This is a genomic window from Roseburia sp. AF20-18LB (genome assembly GCF_003461185.1).
In the GTDB taxonomy this organism is placed as follows: domain Bacteria; phylum Bacillota; class Clostridia; order Lachnospirales; family Lachnospiraceae; genus Roseburia_C; species Roseburia_C amylophila.
Map to the genome: position 1 here is coordinate 983,475 of NZ_QTWP01000001.1, position 16,420 is coordinate 999,894.

The window sequence follows — 16,420 nt, forward strand, 5'->3', positions numbered from 1 at the left end:
CCTCCTACTCTCTTGCCAGTACATCGCCAGACTCTATTCCAAAGAGAACCACTTTCCCATTTCCGGTAAGTGTATCATCCAGTAAAACATACTGTTTCACCAGATGGTCCCCTTCTATCTTCCACACAAAATATGACACTTTATCCGGATGCATTGCATCCTTCTCTTCATAAATCATTCCTGCCGGAAGCACTATAACATCCTCCATGGAAATATAAGGGAAGTCCACGCTTTCTCCATTTCCCATATCATCTACGATTTCATCATTCATCCGTACATAAAATGCCGGTGTATCATACCCGGAGGTTGTCTGAAAGGTATAATGAGCACCATTTTCATCGATATAAAGACAGCCCTCATCCAGATTATTGCTGCCTGCTGCAAATCCCACACAGGTTCCGGTGTAAGTCGTATCCCCGGATGTAATACTTACCGGTTCTCCCGCCTCTGCAATATCATCCGTATACACCGTTACGGACTTACTGCTCACCATCTGCACCAGAAGTAAGTCTGATGCTTCTCCTTTCATCTTAAGAATTTCATCTCCGGCTTCCACCGTGTCTCCTTCCCAGACAGTTATTTTCGAAACCTGTCCATCTTCATCTGCATAAACGGATAATTTTCCGGTTCCGTCATTTCCGCGGCTTAACGTATCGTAAGCTGCCTGCAGTTGTTGCAGCGTATAGCTATGGTCTGCTTCTGCAACCTCTTTTTGAAGGGTTATCATCTGCCGGTCATAGTCACTGACAGAATCTGTGGCATTCTGCAATTCTATAAGCTGTGCATCATAGTCTGTCTGCTGTTTCTGATAAGCAGTATTCTCTGTCTCAATGGCATTGGCGGCTTCTGTAATGGCTGCCTTTCCTTCTCCGGTATTGATGATATAAAGAAGGTCACCTTTTTTCACTTCCGCATCCTTTTCTACCGCTATTTTTACAATCTCTCCTTCTTTTGCAGCAAGATAGACCCTGGCATTCTTATCTGCCCTGCTTAATTTTAATCCGTGATTTTCCACCTGAAAATCTGACCGCTCCACCGTATACTCGGTATAATCCGAAGGCATCCGCTCCGTAGTCTCATAATAGACTGCTTCTCCTTCCGCTAATCCATCCGTAATCTGGGTATTATGGTCATCTGCCGCCCCTGCTGTTACTTTACGCTTTTCTCTGGTATCATCCCCGGCTTTCACATAAACATAAGTTTCCCCATCTTCCTGATACAGGGAATCGTTTCCCACCAGAAGGACATGCTCCGCTTTTTTCTCTTCAAAATAAATGGGATATAGCTCTCCGGCTTTCAGCTCCACGCCCTCCGGCTTTTCTATCAAAACATTAGGATAATTATTATTTATCTTTGCAAGTACCAGCTCATCGGTGCTGTATTCCCGCTCAGTAACCGGCACTCTTTCGCCGGATTGCAGCATATATTTTTCGGAAACATCTTTATACTTATAATTCTGCACCGTTACATCCTTAAGCTCTATTGCAAGGTCTTCAGTATCTGCCACAATCGCAACATTTTCTCCCACGCCGGCTTTCCGGTTTACGGTCAGGCTCTTGGTATAAACCACTTCACCACTGTGATTTGCCTTTAACGTTCCATCTGCTATCAGAGCGTCCAATGCTGCAATCTCTTCATTCAGCTTCTGCACCCGGTACTCATGAAGCTTCGTATCGTAGCGGCTGTTTTCCTGCAGGACGGCTATCTGGGAGGTGATGTCCTCTGCCTCTGCCTCTGTCTCCTGCGTGTTATTCTCTGTTGCAGATTCCTGCATATCATCCTCTTCCTGAATGTTATTCTCTGCGGCATCCTGAATGTTATTCTCTGCAGTATCCTGCTGCTTCTGCTGGTTTGCCAATTTATCCTGCTGCAATTGGTTGATTTTCTGGTTTAATTCGTATACGGTATTTTCATGCGACAGCTCCTGCTGCTTTGCTTTCCGGGACGCACTTGCCTCGTCTACATCTGCGTATGCCAGCACATCACCTTTTTCTACGGTATCGCCCGGTTCTACCAGAATCTTTGTCACCGTGACATTGGCTTCATATGCCTGTCCGTACTCCTTTGGCACTGCCGTTCCCAGCAGCACGTTGGTGGTTCCGATATTTCCATAGGTCACCTGCTGATAAGAAGCATTACTTGCCGCCGGCTCTTCCAGGTCTGGTATTGTTTCTGTTTTCTTACTTCCACAGCCGCCAATTAACATTACAAAAAACAGGCCTGTCAGGACTACTGGAATCACGCTTTGTGCGTTTCCTGCGTAACTTTTTTTCTTTCTCACAGAGTCACCTTCTCTCCACCGGAAAGTCCGGATGTAACAACCCAATGATTCCCTACTTTTTCTCCAACCGTTACCGGCACTACCTTTCGATATCCGCTATCATCCAGAAGATAGACAAAGTGTCCCTCTTCACCTTCCTTTACGGCAGAGGCTTTCACATAAATGACATTTTCCAGCGTGGGCTTCGTAATCACAAGACTCAGCACGTCTGCCTCTGAAAGTGATGTCATATCCGATACCGGTGAAAATATGATTTTATTTTCTTCCACACCGGCAACCTTTAATTCATAGGACAGTGCATCCAGTGTAGCTGTATAAGTATCTCCCATGTTAAATTCATAGCCTTCCGGCAGGTCTGCTTCATAGTTACCGGTTCCACACACTTCAGTAATCAGATTATTTCCCGGCACAAAGCCTCCTTTTTGCAGATAAGTGTCCATGGCTGTAATGGTTCCAGATTCTTTTGCTGTAATCTGATAGCGGGACAGCTTTTCTTCTGTCTCTTCCACATAAAGCTCTGCTACTTCAATATCCCGCTTTAAATTTGCAATATCTTCATTATAATCCAGGGATGCATCACAGCTCATGAGGTTTACATAATGTTCCACCAGAAGCTGTTTATCCGCAATCTCATCCTGATACTGTATCATTTTTGCTTCCAGACTGTCTGAACGGAAGGATACCAGCAACTCTCCCTTTTCCACTTTATCGCCTACTGCCACATATACTTTGTCTAATTTCAATTCCGTATTTGTTGCATCATAAGTAATCTTTTCCAAACCCTCTGCTTTTAATTTCAAGGTAATTTCCGGCGTCAGATTTCCTTTTTTCACTTCCGTGGTATCATAAGCCAGCTTCTCATATGGTGTCCGGGCAGTTGACGCAAGCTCTGGCTCTGCTTTTCCGCATCCCGTCAGCAAACTGCCTGCTGCCAGGCACAAAAGCAGTTTCCATTTTCCAGTTCTTTTCTTTCTATCTGCCATAGGCACACCTTACCTTTCATCCAAAGGATGAATCAGTGTACCATCCATGGCATTGACAAATACCGGATGCCGGTTCATATCATTTCCGGATGCCATATAAAGACACCACGCCGGCACATAACTGTAACAGCCTTCCTTCTGGTCATCTTTGATACGCGCATAACCAAGCTTTAACTTATTAAAACTCTTGCACTCATCCAGTTGGTAATCGTCTCCATTTTTTATAATCTCATCTTTGATTATATTTTGAATCGTTGATAACGGCAGCAGTTCCACTTCTTTTGAAATCTTTGTAATGCTTACCGGATAGTGCATAAATACTTCTGTAATTCCATTATCCGTAACCGCAAATTGTATCTCATCCTCTAATTCAAAATTTACATCACTGTTTTCCAGCGTAACCCAGGAAATATCAAAGTCGTTATAATCCAAAGAATCACTAAATGCCAGTCCATTGACACCGGTTCCATAGCCAAAGAGGTAGCCCCAGTCGATGACCTCCGCATAATCGGTATACTGTTCTCCATCCACTTCTATCTCATTTGCGCCATCCCAGGAATAATCCTGCTGCCCGTAAAGCACCTGATTATCACGTCCTGTTTCTTTTAAGAACTGCTCCACTAACTGCTTTGCATCTTCTTGGGAAATACTGCATCCATTTTCCTTTTCCGAATTGTCGATATATGCAGTTACTGTATCATTCCCATATACAGCATCATAATCCTTTAGAGACTGTGGGCCATAATACTGATTCACATAAATGTCCGTCTTGTTTTTCACTAATGGCGATGCCACAATGTAGGCAATTGCATTTTCGTTTGTTTCTTTTACTTCAAATCGCACATTACATAAAAGGTCTCCGCAATACCCTGCATATTCATTGCAGCTGTCATAATCCTCTGCTACAGTATAGGTATCTTTTGCAGTCTCTAATGCTTTTTCGTATTGTTTTTTCTGTTCTTCGGTTTCTTCCTTCCAGTCATTCAGCATTTCCTTATGTCTTTCTACATCCTGATGATGTGCATTATTCTCCAAATCATCGATTTGAGACTGGACAGTAACAATCGTTCCATCCATGCTGTCAACGGCAGTCTGCAATTCTTCTTTTGTCAGATGCTCAAAATCATGGTAATAAATTTCAGAATCTTTAAAATATGCTTTCAGGAACTTTTTCTTATAATCGACATCTATCTTTAATTCTTCTGCCGCTACCACAGACATGGCATCTGCTTCCGGCACATCAATAGTTGCATTGATTCTTACCTTCACATCTCCGTCAGAGGTTGTTACCGTAAAGCTGTCATCCCAGTTATCCGCTTCCCGGAATTCATCCAGTGTACCAACCACCCCTTTGGTTTCCTGTTCTGTTTCCATCTCATAATCTACTTTTTTCTCACCACATCCGGTAAGAAGTACCATCACCATACCTGCCAGAATCATTTTTCGTAAGATTGGATGTTTCATGCTGTCCCCTCCGTTTTCCATCTTTTATTTTCTGTTTACCTTTCCATTTTCCTCGTTTCTGGTGTTACTTTAACATGAAGATGTAAACTTTTTGTATCTTATCATTACAACTATGAGAAACACGCTCCGCGAGTTTCTCAAGTTATCGCGGCAGTCGCCAAGGTCTCGTACAAGCACGGACTTTGGCTCGTTGCTCGCGTAAATAAAACCGGCAATTCTATGGCTGTATTTCTTATCGCCACAAAACTGCCGGTCTTGATCATTCTATTTTTACTTTTATTTTTTGTCTTTTCTTATTTTTTCCAGCTGTTCGAAAGAAGTATCTCCAGTTCATCTGCTCCAACCGGTCTGGAATAATAGTATCCCTGAAACCATGTGGCTCCCACAGTCCGGAGATAATCTTCTAATGCCTTATTTTCCACGCCCTCCAGACAACTCTTGATATTGGCTGCATTGGCAAAATCCACCATGCTCTGGACAATCGCCTTATTCTTTTTATTTACAAGAATCTTCCGGATAAAGCTCATATCAATCTTAATCTCATCAATCAGCATCTCAAGTTCCATGGCAGAAGATGAACTTCCTGTTCCAAAATCATCCAGGGCAAATTTGATTCCATAGCCTCTTAATACTGCCATCCGCTCATTGATTACCGATACCGGAAGGCTTCTGCTGTAAAAAGCTTTTACTGTCCCACAAAGCCTGTTCCAGAACAAAATTTCCCAAATCATACATGGAAGGATCATTTTCGCAATAACTGCAGGTGACCATCTATGCCACTGAAAATACCTTGCCTTCTTTTTTATTTTACCATGTTACGCTTCGTTTGGCTATCTGATATTGTGCTGATTCCATAGATAAATCTTGTTTTATCAAAGAGTTCAAAGTACCGGTATGTGGCATCCTTTTCTTCCTGTATGTTATCGGATTTTATCCTCAGTCCGGCTACGTCCAACCCCGTGTAGGAAAGCTGTTCTGCCAGCTCTTTATCCACTGTTTTTTCTTCTTCATTGTCTTTAACGGATGAGGAAGCTTCCTCTGTAGCTGTAACATCCGATAAAATATCTTTTCCTTCTGCCTCCGCCAGCAAAACGGTGCCATCCTCTAACAGAAATACCGCATGCTTCTCTGTGCCATCATATTTTGTAAAAATAAGTTTCCAGTAGTAGGCACTGTAGGTATGAAATGTTGTATCCACCGCTTTCTCCGGAAATGCTTCCCAGGTATACCAGTTGGCATAAGAAGAAGCTAAATCAGAAGGATACTGCCCTTTCTGATAAATGGCTTCCATACTGTCTCTTGCCAGTGCCGCTGCCTCGTAATCCTTTAAAGTCATCTCATAGGAATAGGCTTCCTGTGTCTCACTCTCCCACTGCCCGGTAATCAGCTGGATGCGGTCATTAAGCTTAAGGCTTTCCGATGCCTCCTTTGCCAGCAGGGAATCGGAAGCAATATACTGTGCCGGAACCGCCTGCACTTCTCCCACTGCTTTACGTTCCTGCCCTTCAATCAGAATTCCCGGCAGAAAAATTCCTGTCAGCACCACCAGAAGTGTTCCTGCTATCATTCCACAGACACTTCCTTTTATCTTTAATTTTGTTCTTTTTCGTTTTCCTGTCCTTCTTTTCTGAAACATATCCGCATCTTCGTCCCCTTTTTTGGCTCACTTTCTACGATAAGTTCCGCCTGATGATGTTCTAAAATCAATGCCACTAATGACATTCCGATTCCGGCTCCGCCTTCCTGTCTTGCCCGGGATTTATCTGCCATATAGAATTCATCGCAAATCCGCTCTGTCTCTTCCTTGGTCATGCCGATTCCATAATCTTTTACGGAAAGTTCATAATAAAATGGATTTTCTTCTTCCTGTATTCTCTTTCCGCTAAATTCAATGACACCATGCTCTTTGGATGCTTTTCTTGCATTATCCAGTAAATTCACCAGTACAGTCACCAGAAGTTCTTTATTTCCGTACAGTACTGCCGGCTCGATATTTTCCTTTAACACAAGCCCTTTTGTCGCAAGGGACGGTGTCACCACCTTAAGTACTTCACTGCTTACATTTTCAACCTGAACTGCTTCCTTTTCCATTTCATGTTCCCTTAAATAAATCAAATCAAAGAGCTTTCCCGACATCCGCTCTAACCGTCTGCCTTCGGAAAAGATATAACTTAATGCCAGCAGCTGTTCTTCTCTTGGAAGCTCCATGGAACGCATGGTATCTGCATAACCGATAATGGAAGTCATCGGTGTCTTAATCTCATGGGTAAAGTCTGCTACAAACTGATCCCTTTTCCGTACCATTCCCTGAAGCTCTCCTATCTTTTCTGATACTGCTTCTGCCATCCGGTTAAAGTTTTCTGCCAGAAGTCCTACTTCATCCTGACTCTTTACTGTAATCCTCGTCTCATAAGAGCCATCGGTAATCTCCTCTGCCACCCGGTTCAACTGCTCCAATGGTCTGGTCAGATACCGGCTGATAACATAAATAAGCAGAGAGTCTATCATAAGGCAAATGAAAAGAATCAGCCGGAAATAACGGATTTCCCGGTCTCTTAATGCGTAGGCATCGGACACATCACTTCTGCTGATCATGCAGAGGTTCTCATCCCCTACCTTACTGGCTGCCGTCACATAAATATAATAATGACCGTCCTCTTCAAAGATGGCATAGTTCTTATTTCCATCCTCCTGCTGTGCTTCCCAGACTTTCTTTAAATTGGCATTTTCTTCTGTTTCGTTATAAACCAGCTTATCCCCATAATAAATAAAAAATGTCACATTTTCTGCCCGCATACCGCTGCTAACCTGTGCTCCAATGTCTGGAAGTGCGCCCTTTACCGACTCTTCCCGGTTCAACGCCTGAAGTACTTCATATTCCACCGAGGACTGCACCAGATTATTCTGAATGACTGCATTAGAAATCTGTGTTTCCTTCGCCAGTTCAAAATTCTTATGTATCATCAGATACCCCACCAGTCCCAGACTGACGGAAAGCAGGATTAAATTTGTAATTAATACTTTATATCGAAATTTCATGCTTTATCCTCTAACCGGTATCCTGCCTTAAATACTGTTTTAAGCTCCGCTCCAAGATTCAGTTTTTTCCGTAATCTCTGGATATGAAGGTCTAAGGTTCTTGACTCTACGGAATATTCCGTTCCCCAGATTTCTTCATAGATTCTTTCCCGGAACAGTGTAATATTCCGGTTGCGCATCAGAATTTCTAAGAGTTCAAATTCCTTTGGCGTAAGCTCCACTTCTTTTCCTGCCTTTGTCACCACCTGATTTTCACTGTCTAATTCAATATCCATAAAAGTAATCTTCTGCTCCATCTTATGATAGCGGCGCAGCACAATATTAACCCGTGCCAAAAGTTCTACCACTTCAAAAGGCTTTACCATATAATCCTCTGCCCCGGAGGTCAGCCCCTGCATCCGGTCTTTTAGGGAATCCTTTGCAGTCAGAAAAATCACCGGAATTCCCATTGGACGGATGTATTCCATCAATTCAAATCCATTTAATTCCGGCAGCATAACATCCAATATAATCAAATCAAAATTTTCTGTTTCCAACAGGTCTGCAGCTTTCATTCCATTGTATACACAGACACACTGATAGCCTGCCTTCATCAGATTCAGCCGGATTAAATCCGATATTGCCTTTTCATCCTCTACAACCAATATCCGTATCATGCTGCCCGCTCCTTTTACTACTCTTTGATGTTTATTTTAACATATATTTGTATCTAAAATGTATCTGAACATTAAAAAAGAATGTGCCTTGCACATTCCCGCGCCTGCGGCGGGCGCTTGCGACATCTACCTTATACGCCGCAGTGCGCATCCTCGTGGAGCGTTTTTTGCTTTACAGGAAAGCAATTTCCTGTAAAGCAAAAAAAGTTTCTTCTATTCCTTCTGATTGCTCATCGGAATAAAAGAAACTTTTTTTATTCTCATTTTCTCTGGTCTAGAAGAAACAATTATTTTTTCATGCTACGCCTGCACCAGTGTCATTTTTCCACTGCAATGCATCTTCCGGATGCCCTCCGGTATCGTAAGTCTGTCTCCGGTATCTACCCAGATGCTGCCAATTAAACCGCTGCCGGATGCCACATAAATGACATCTGTGCTGTCAGAAAGCAGCAGATCCATTTCCCTCTCTACCTTAAATCCTGCACCTGTTACTTCTGCAGCACCACGCTCTATCCGGATTTTTCTATCCGGCTGGTTGCAGGATAACGCTGCTCCATTGCTTTCCATGACTTTCTTATACCAGAATGCTGAATCCTTTACATAACGCTGCTGAGTTGCAAAGTCCACATAAATAATTCCGAACCGTTCGGAATAGCCCTCATGCCATTCGAAATTGTCCAAAAAAGTCCATAAGAAATAACCGGCAATCTCTGCTCCTTCATCCGTCGCCTTCTGCAGATTGCCAAGGTACTCATCTAAGAACTGGATACGGTTGGCATCATGTACACTGCCATCTGCTTCCACATTGTCATGACAGGACATTCCATTTTCCGTAATATAAATCGGAAGCTGATAACGTTCGTAGAGGAATTTTCCTGCCCAGTATAGGCATTCCGGTGTCACCGGCCATTCTGCGGCAGTCTTTGGGAATCCTGCCGGACGGTCTACAAATTCCGGCTCTCCATCTGCTCCTGCACGAACCAGATATCCGTTATAAATATTCTGACCGTAAAAATCAATGGGCTGGTGAATCAGTTCCATATCTTCTTTCGTGATTTCCGGCAGATACTCCTTGTATTTCTCAAGACCTTCCTTTGGATAATGTCCTAAAATAACCGGGTCGGAATACCAGGATACATTCCAGGTCCAGTTGTCGACATCATTATAAAAGCCAAAATATACCTTCTTTGCAGCTTCAATATCTTCCGGAGAATTACTTGCCGGATATGCCACCCCACTGGTTGGTGCATAGCCAATCTGTATCGGCTGCTTTGCATATTTCCGGAGAGTAATAACTGCTTTTCCATGTGCCCGCAATGCATTATGCGCAATCCGGAAGCTTTCCTCTGGTGTGACTTTCTTTCCCGGTGCATGAATACCACGGTAATATCCCAGTCCGATAAAGCACTGTGGCTCATTCAAAGTAAAAATCTTGTCGCAGATATCAGTAAAATTCTCTGCTACTACTTTTGCATATTCTGCAAACCAATCTATGATTTCTTCATTGAGCCAGCCGCCTTTATCCTCCAATGCCTGTGGAAGTTCCCAGTGATAAAGTGTCATATATGGCTCAATGCCGTTTTTCTTCATTTCAAGAATCATATCACGATAGAGTGCCACCGCTTTTTCATTGACTCTTCCGCTTCCCTCCGGCATCAGTCTCGCCCAGCTTACGGAAAAACGGTATGCCTTCACACCAAGTTCTCTCATCAGCGCATAGTCCTCTTTATAACGGTGCATGTCATCGGCACTGACATAGGCATTATGATGTTCGAAAGTTCTTCCCTCTTCGGTAAAGGTGTCCCAGATGCAGGTTCCTGCGCCATCGTTTTTGTCTCTTCCTTCTACCTGATAGGCACTGCTGGCAACGCCCCATACAAAATCTTTTCGAAACATTTGTTTTCCTCCTGATTCTATTTCTTGTGTTATTCTTCTGCTATTGTAAAAAATGACATTTATTTTTTTATGCAATATCTGCGCAGTTTACCGAGCACGGATGCCGCATAAGAACTGCAAGGGGCACTAAGAATTTTGCGAGACCTGTTCTTTCTTCCGGCAACCGGCACAAATTCACTTCCATGTTCATATGTGCCTCGCTGGCACTTCCCTGTGCCAGTGTTGCCAGATGTCGGACAAAATTCCAGGTGCCCCTAACAGCCCTTAAAATGCATTCGTACTTCGGCAAACCTCTCAGATATATTCTAATCATAAAAATATATCATTTTTCACAATTGCAGAAGGATTTCTCAATCGATTTCGTTATAAAAACACTCTACCACGAAACAACTGTTCCGGGATAGAGTGTTTTACCTTAAAAATGGTAGAAATCTATTTTATTAAAAAAAATCAGAATGTACGGATTCCATATGACATAACAGTTTGTTTTAAGTCATTTGACTTTTTGTTACTTTTGAATAGAATCGTAGTATTTTTTCACGATTTTCTCCGCTGGTTTTGCATATATTTCATAATCTTTTCTCTTTAGGGCAGCATTCTTCGTGTAGAGATGACTGTTCCAGGACCAGAATGCCATGCCCCTCACCCATTCTCTTTTTAAGCAGGCTTCAAACATTGCCTCATACCAGTCTGCCTGTCCCTTAGCATCTGCTTCTCCCTGCACCGTCCAGTCATTTGGCACTTTATTAGAATCCACGATAGACATACATCCTGCCTCTGCAAAGAAAAATGGTTTTTGAAATTTCTTTACCACCGCTTCAATCCGGTCAAGCTGGTTCTCCCAGTCCTCCAACGGATAATAGCCACTGGAAGAAATCACATCTACTGCATCCCACCATTTCACATTATGCTCCTGATATTTATCGGTATTATAGGAAACAAGTCCGTCAAATTCACTCCGGATATCAGCGATCAGCTTCCGCCACTCTGCTTCCCTGCGCTCTGCCATAACCATTTCGCAGCCTGCAATATGCATTTCCACACCCATTTCTTTTGCCAGCCTTGCATAATGAAGCTGAAATTCTGTATAGGATTCAAACCAGTTACACCACTTTGGTTCACAGACTACGTCTTCATCAAAGAAATTGACATGGGCACGCCAGGTTCCATTTTTGCAGTTTACCGTAGGCTTTAATGCCACACGCATGCCAAGCTCTTTCGCATAATCAATCATGCCCTTTAATTCATCATCTGACACCGTTGCTTCAGAAGTATAACCAATCTCTTCCGACTGTGCCGTATCCTGCAAGCCGTTTGGTGCTAAAATAACAAAATTGCTGTTGGTATTTTCTTTCATTTTCTTTAAGCTGTCAAAAGCACTCTTCTCCTGATAGCTCCCTTTTCTTGCAAATGGTGCATATGTCATGCCGCAGATATATTCCATGGTAAGTGTTTCCGTTCTCCTCTTTCAATGACTTTTTATGATGGAAACTATAGCATTCACCCTGGAATCTTGCTATAATGATTTATTATAAAAATAGTAAAAATCTCTTATAACAGGAATTCATTTATTTCAGATATATTGGGGGACGACTTTATGAATTCACTTTTTGAATACAGCGACCGGCTGAATGCTCCTTTTGAATGTTTCTTATTTAATACGAGAATCCATTCTTTTCCTATCCGGTCCCACTGGCATTATTTTGTTGAAATTCTGTATATGTTAGAGGGCACCGCCATCATCAACTGTGATGATGATACTTATGTACTAGAAGAAGGTGATATGACGTTATTTCTTCCGCAGGCAATCCATTCTATCTATACTGCCACAGAGCAGCCATTGGTTTATTATGTCATGAAATTTGACTTAAACCAGCTTGCACCATCCGGCAATGCATTAAGTACCACTTTTTCTGGGATTAATTTTGTATCACTTTTTAATCTGGCGAAGGGTGATTCCCATGCTCCGAAATATTTTTCCAAAGCGATGTTAACAGACTATCCCATTGCCGGAATCTTTTCCTCCTGTGAACACGAAATGCAGCAGCAGGAATACGGTTACCGGATTCTGGTACAGTCCCAGATTAATTCCCTTTTAACCTTTATCCTGCGTATCTGGCGGGCACAGGGTTTTAATACGGATAAATCTCTGGCTATTCCGCAAAATACAGAAGAAGCGTCCATACATTCCATTACGGAATATATCGACGCTCATGCCCAGGAGCCATTAAAGGTGGAAGACCTTGCCAGAATGTGTAATATGAGTTATTCCTATTTTGCCAAAAGCTTCCGGGAACTCTATGGCCAGTCCTGTAAAAAATATATTGAATTTATCCGCCTTTGTAAGGCTGAGGATCTGCTGCTCTTTACCAATCTTGACTTGAATTATATCAGTCAGGAAACCGGATTTTCCGATTGCAGCCATTTTATTAAGGCTTTCCGAAACAAGCACAAAATGACGCCAAAGCAATACCGGAAGGAGCATTCCTCTTAAAGGTACATTCTTAATGCTGCATTCTTAAAGGTGCATGTAGATATCTGCCTGCTGAATTGCCACATCTGCTCCTGCCATCAGCATGGCAAAGAAGGTTAATGTGATGGTAAGGAATACCGCCTTACCATCATAGACAAATTCCACATTCTTCTTCCGGTTGGCAAGAAGAATTTCTATTCCAAGCAGGATAAAGATACATGGCCAAATATGGAAAATGATTTCATAGGTCAATACCGGCACAAACAGATGCACCAGAAACAGGATTCCAAATAAAACCAGTGCACTGCCTAAGGTAATGCTGCCCACTCTGTGGGTGCGTACTTCTTTCACATTCTCATCCATTTTCCTTATGCCTCCTTTTTCTCTTCTTCCTCAAGGGATTTTTTCTTACCATGAACCAGATAAATTCCTGCTGCTATAATTGCAATTCCTGCCAGCAGTCTTGGAAGCCGGTAACTGATTTCCTGAAGTACCCAGACCGTTTCATCCGGAATTAAATTTGCAATCATCCAATAGAAACTGTTCCAGATTAACATAATACCAAGCAGAATCAGCACGACTGCAATAATGGTATGATAACGCTTTACAAAGGATTTATCTTTCCCGCCTTCTCCACTTAAATGGAATAAATACTCATCCTCCACGGCATAGAATTCTTCATCTGATAAGCCTGCTAAATTGTGTACATGGAAGAAGCTGTAAAACCATGCAATTACTGCAAGCACTGCCAGCGGTCCAAGTTCAAAAATGGATGCTGCTACAATAATGCCAAAGAACATCGACATCAGGCTTAAGCCCATTTTCATAAATCCCATATACATTTCCCCTGCTCCCGGTAAAAGGGAACAGCAAAATCTTAAAAATCCATTTCTCTTTTTCGTCATGTTATCTTTCCTCCTTTAAAAACCATCCATTTGTCGTCTCAGTAATAAAATTGCAAAATGCACTGGACGCATCATTTACGCTCTGCAAGAAATTCTGCTCTTCACTACGCTTTTTCGCTTTCTCTTTCTGTTCCTGTAAGTCCTTATTGACCTGCTCTTTTGCTTCTGCCACATAAGTTTCCATGTCCGGTCTACTCTGCTGCTCCACCGTAGGAACTACAATCAGAAATGCGATTGCCGCTGCCGCCGCAACCATTACTTTCATGCTATAAGTCAGGAGCTTCCGCTTCGCTGACACTTTTTCTTTGTATACAATAACCTTCTGCTGCTGCTCAATTTTATGTAGAATATTTTCTTCTAAATATTCCGGTGCTTTTATCATCGGTCCTTCTTCTGTTTCCCGGATCAGTGCTTCTAACGCTTCGTCACTTAAATACTCCTGTGTATCTTCTTTTCTCATATCAGCTCCGCTCCTTTCCATATAGTTTTCTAAGCATTGCCCGCGCCCGGTATATCTGTGTCTGCACGGTTTTCAAATTCTTCTGCTTTAACTCTGCTATCTCGCCGGCAGGATGTTCTTCACAGAAGTACAGCTTTGCGATTTCATCATAAGGTGGTTTCAACTGTCCGCATTTTTCCTGCAGTTCTTCCCGGACCACCTCTTCGATGCATTGCTCTTCCGGTCCCCCTGCTCTCGCCGGATGACTTCCTAAGACTTCGTCTTCGGTGGGTACCATCCGCCTTGCCGCCTGTCTGCTGTAATCAATACATTTATTCGAAGCAATCCTGCAAAGCCAGGCTTTCTCATTCTTACCGTCGAACTCTTCCTTGTGCTGGTAGGCAGATAAAAATGTTTCCTGCGTCAAATCTTCTGCTGCAAAGTAATCTCCGGTCATCTTAACGCAAATAGAAAATACCAGATTCTGGTATTTATGAACCATCTGCGTAAATGGTTCCTGACACATTTTTATCCACCTCCTTGTCTCTTAAGAACGTTCTCATAATATATAACGAGTATCTTTTTCTATTGTCTTCAATTTTTTCAAAAAATCAATCTTTTTTTATTTATTCTATCCAGAATCCATTCTATTGACTTTTCTTTTCCGTGAAACTATAATCACTGTGGTTATCATGAATGATAGAGCAATTGCGAAAGAAAAAGAAACAAAAGATTTATTTCTTAAAATATTTTAGAATCTTTTTCTTTCGCGATTGCCAATACATCTAATATACGAGGGATTTAAATGATGGAAAAGAAGAAAAACTCCATTGATATGACACATGGACCTTTATGGAATAAAATTTTGATTTTTGCGCTGCCGCTGGCTGCCAGCAGTATTTTACAGCAGCTTTTTAACTCTGTGGATACCGCTGTCGTCGGCAACTTTGCCAGCAGCCAGGCTTTAGCTGCCGTGGGAAGCAACAGTTCCCTGATTGCTTTGATGATTAACCTTTTTATCGGTATTTCACTGGGTTCGAATGTTATTATTTCCCGATATATCGGTCAGGGTGTCCATAAGAATATCAAAGCAGCCATTCACACTGCCATTGTTGTGGCTCTGGCTGGCGGCATTTTCCTGCTGGTTTTGGGACAGTTTATTGCAAGACCGGTTCTGGTACTGATGGGAACGCCGGATGATGTCATTGACCTTGCGGTCTTATACCTTCGGATTTACTTCCTTGGTATGCCATTCATTCTGTTATACGACTTCTGTTCCTCGATTCTCCGGAGTACTGGAGACAGCAGACGGCCGCTTTATGCACTGATTGCAGCCGGTGTTATCAATACCGGGCTGAATCTTATTCTGGTCATTGCCTTCCACCTTGGCGTATCCGGTGTTGCTATCGCTACCGTGGTTTCGAATATTGTAAGCTCCGGAATCCTGATTTACATCCTGCTGCATGAGGATGATCCGATTCGTTTAGAGCCAAAGGCACTTGCCATCTCCTGGCATGAATTAAAGAAGATTCTTGTCATCGGCGTTCCTGCCGGATTGCAGGGTATGGTCTTTTCCATTGCCAATGTCTGCATCCAGAGCACCATTAACAGCTTCGGCTCTGATGCTGTCGCTGGTTCTGCCGCATCGTTAAACTTTGAATATTTTTCCTATTTTGTGGTAAATGCTTTTGCCCAGACTACTGTTACTTTCACCAGCCAGAATTACGGTGCTGGTAAATATGACCGCTGCAAAAAGGTATTCCGTTTAAATATGATATTTTCCCTTATCTTCTGCGGACTCCTTTCCGGTGTCTTCATCTTAGGACGGGGCTTCTTCCTGCACCTTTACAGCAACGACCCGGAGGTACTTACCTTTGCCGTCCAGCGCCTGTTAATTGCAACAACCTTAGAGCTTTTGACTTCTACCTATGAAATCAGCGGAGGCGCCATGCGTGGACTGGGACATTCCCTGTCGCCTGCACTGATTACCGTTTTCGGTTCCTGTGTCCTACGGCTCATCTGGGTATCTACCGTCTGCCGGTATTTCCATGAGTTCTGGGTAGTTATGGTTATCTATCCGATTTCCTGGGTACTGACCGGAAGCATGATGCTTCTTGCCTATTACCTGCTGCGCAGGAAGTTATTCCGAAAAAGTGCAGTATAGAAAACCCCGGAAGCAGATGGTTCCTTCTTCCAAAGAATGAATCTTTCTGTTTCCGGGGTATTTTTATGGAGCCAGCTTTATGTACCGACCCCTAAAAGTTAGACCAAAAAATCTAACGAT

16 protein-coding genes are annotated in these 16,420 nt (G+C 42.7%); 2 read left to right on the forward strand and 14 right to left on the reverse strand.

Annotated elements, in window-relative coordinates:
• Nucleotides 1-4: 4 nt before the first annotated feature.
• The 10 genes from DWX65_RS04675 to DWX65_RS04720 form a co-directional block, all read right to left on the reverse strand.
• On the reverse strand, nt 5-2,281 hold the full coding sequence (locus tag DWX65_RS04675; RefSeq protein WP_118172888.1) for a biotin/lipoyl-binding protein: 2,277 nt from the start codon (nt 2,279-2,281) through the stop codon (nt 5-7).
• Nucleotides 2,278-3,264, reverse strand: a complete 987-nt coding sequence (locus DWX65_RS04680; protein WP_118172889.1) for a hypothetical protein — start codon at nt 3,262-3,264, stop codon at nt 2,278-2,280. Before DWX65_RS04680 ends, DWX65_RS04675 begins: the two co-directional genes overlap by 4 nt.
• Nucleotides 3,265-3,273: 9 nt before the next feature.
• Nucleotides 3,274-4,749, reverse strand: coding sequence for a DUF6034 family protein (locus DWX65_RS04685; RefSeq protein WP_147339134.1), 1,476 nt, complete (start codon nt 4,747-4,749; stop codon nt 3,274-3,276).
• A 272-nt stretch (nt 4,750-5,021) separates the two neighbouring features.
• Nucleotides 5,022-5,459: an EAL domain-containing protein gene (locus tag DWX65_RS04690; protein ID WP_158564697.1), complete on the reverse strand. Its 438-nt coding sequence runs from the start codon at nt 5,457-5,459 to the stop codon at nt 5,022-5,024.
• A 71-nt stretch (nt 5,460-5,530) separates the two neighbouring features.
• Nucleotides 5,531-6,364, reverse strand: coding sequence for a hypothetical protein (locus DWX65_RS04695; protein WP_117697757.1), 834 nt, complete (start codon nt 6,362-6,364; stop codon nt 5,531-5,533).
• On the reverse strand, nt 6,319-7,767 hold the full coding sequence (locus tag DWX65_RS04700) for a sensor histidine kinase (protein WP_117697759.1): 1,449 nt from the start codon (nt 7,765-7,767) through the stop codon (nt 6,319-6,321). Before DWX65_RS04700 ends, DWX65_RS04695 begins: the two co-directional genes overlap by 46 nt.
• Entirely contained in the window at nt 7,764-8,423 is a 660-nt protein-coding gene (locus DWX65_RS04705; RefSeq protein WP_022243011.1) for a response regulator transcription factor, read from the reverse strand. Before DWX65_RS04705 ends, DWX65_RS04700 begins: the two co-directional genes overlap by 4 nt.
• 300 nt (nt 8,424-8,723) lie before the next feature.
• The gene (locus tag DWX65_RS04710) at nt 8,724-10,319 is read right to left on the reverse strand and encodes a GH1 family beta-glucosidase (RefSeq protein WP_117697761.1); all 1,596 of its coding nucleotides are present in this window, start codon (nt 10,317-10,319) and stop codon (nt 8,724-8,726) included.
• A gap of 67 nt (nt 10,320-10,386) precedes the next feature.
• Nucleotides 10,387-10,632 carry a hypothetical protein gene (locus DWX65_RS04715; RefSeq protein ID WP_117841595.1) on the reverse strand — a complete coding sequence of 82 codons (246 nt, stop codon included), beginning with the start codon at nt 10,630-10,632 and terminating at the stop codon, nt 10,387-10,389.
• A 195-nt stretch (nt 10,633-10,827) separates the two neighbouring features.
• Nucleotides 10,828-11,763, reverse strand: coding sequence for a glycoside hydrolase family 113 (locus tag DWX65_RS04720; RefSeq protein WP_117947157.1), 936 nt, complete (start codon nt 11,761-11,763; stop codon nt 10,828-10,830).
• Between the two features lie 153 nt (nt 11,764-11,916).
• On the opposite strand from DWX65_RS04720, the gene DWX65_RS04725 reads away from it, so the two are divergent.
• Entirely contained in the window at nt 11,917-12,813 is an 897-nt protein-coding gene (locus DWX65_RS04725) for an AraC family transcriptional regulator (RefSeq protein ID WP_118172892.1), read from the forward strand.
• A 24-nt stretch (nt 12,814-12,837) separates the two neighbouring features.
• Here the strand turns inward: DWX65_RS04725 and DWX65_RS04730 are convergent, their stop codons facing one another.
• From DWX65_RS04730 to DWX65_RS04745, 4 genes are read right to left on the reverse strand one after another with little or no spacing between them, the layout of a single operon-like run.
• A complete protein-coding gene (locus DWX65_RS04730) occupies nt 12,838-13,155 on the reverse strand; it encodes a LiaF transmembrane domain-containing protein (protein WP_117697767.1) in 318 nt (105 codons plus the stop codon).
• A gap of 5 nt (nt 13,156-13,160) precedes the next feature.
• Entirely contained in the window at nt 13,161-13,697 is a 537-nt protein-coding gene (locus tag DWX65_RS04735) for a hypothetical protein (RefSeq protein ID WP_117841592.1), read from the reverse strand.
• A gap of 1 nt (nt 13,698) precedes the next feature.
• Nucleotides 13,699-14,157, reverse strand: coding sequence for a hypothetical protein (locus tag DWX65_RS04740; RefSeq protein ID WP_118172893.1), 459 nt, complete (start codon nt 14,155-14,157; stop codon nt 13,699-13,701).
• Between the two features lies 1 nt (nt 14,158).
• On the reverse strand, nt 14,159-14,662 hold the full coding sequence (locus DWX65_RS04745) for an RNA polymerase sigma factor (RefSeq protein ID WP_117697773.1): 504 nt from the start codon (nt 14,660-14,662) through the stop codon (nt 14,159-14,161).
• Nucleotides 14,663-14,941: 279 nt separating this feature from the next.
• Between DWX65_RS04745 and DWX65_RS04750 the strand changes: the two genes are divergently transcribed.
• Nucleotides 14,942-16,300, forward strand: coding sequence for an MATE family efflux transporter (locus DWX65_RS04750; protein WP_242997798.1), 1,359 nt, complete (start codon nt 14,942-14,944; stop codon nt 16,298-16,300).
• The last annotated feature ends 120 nt before the right edge of the window (nt 16,301-16,420 follow it).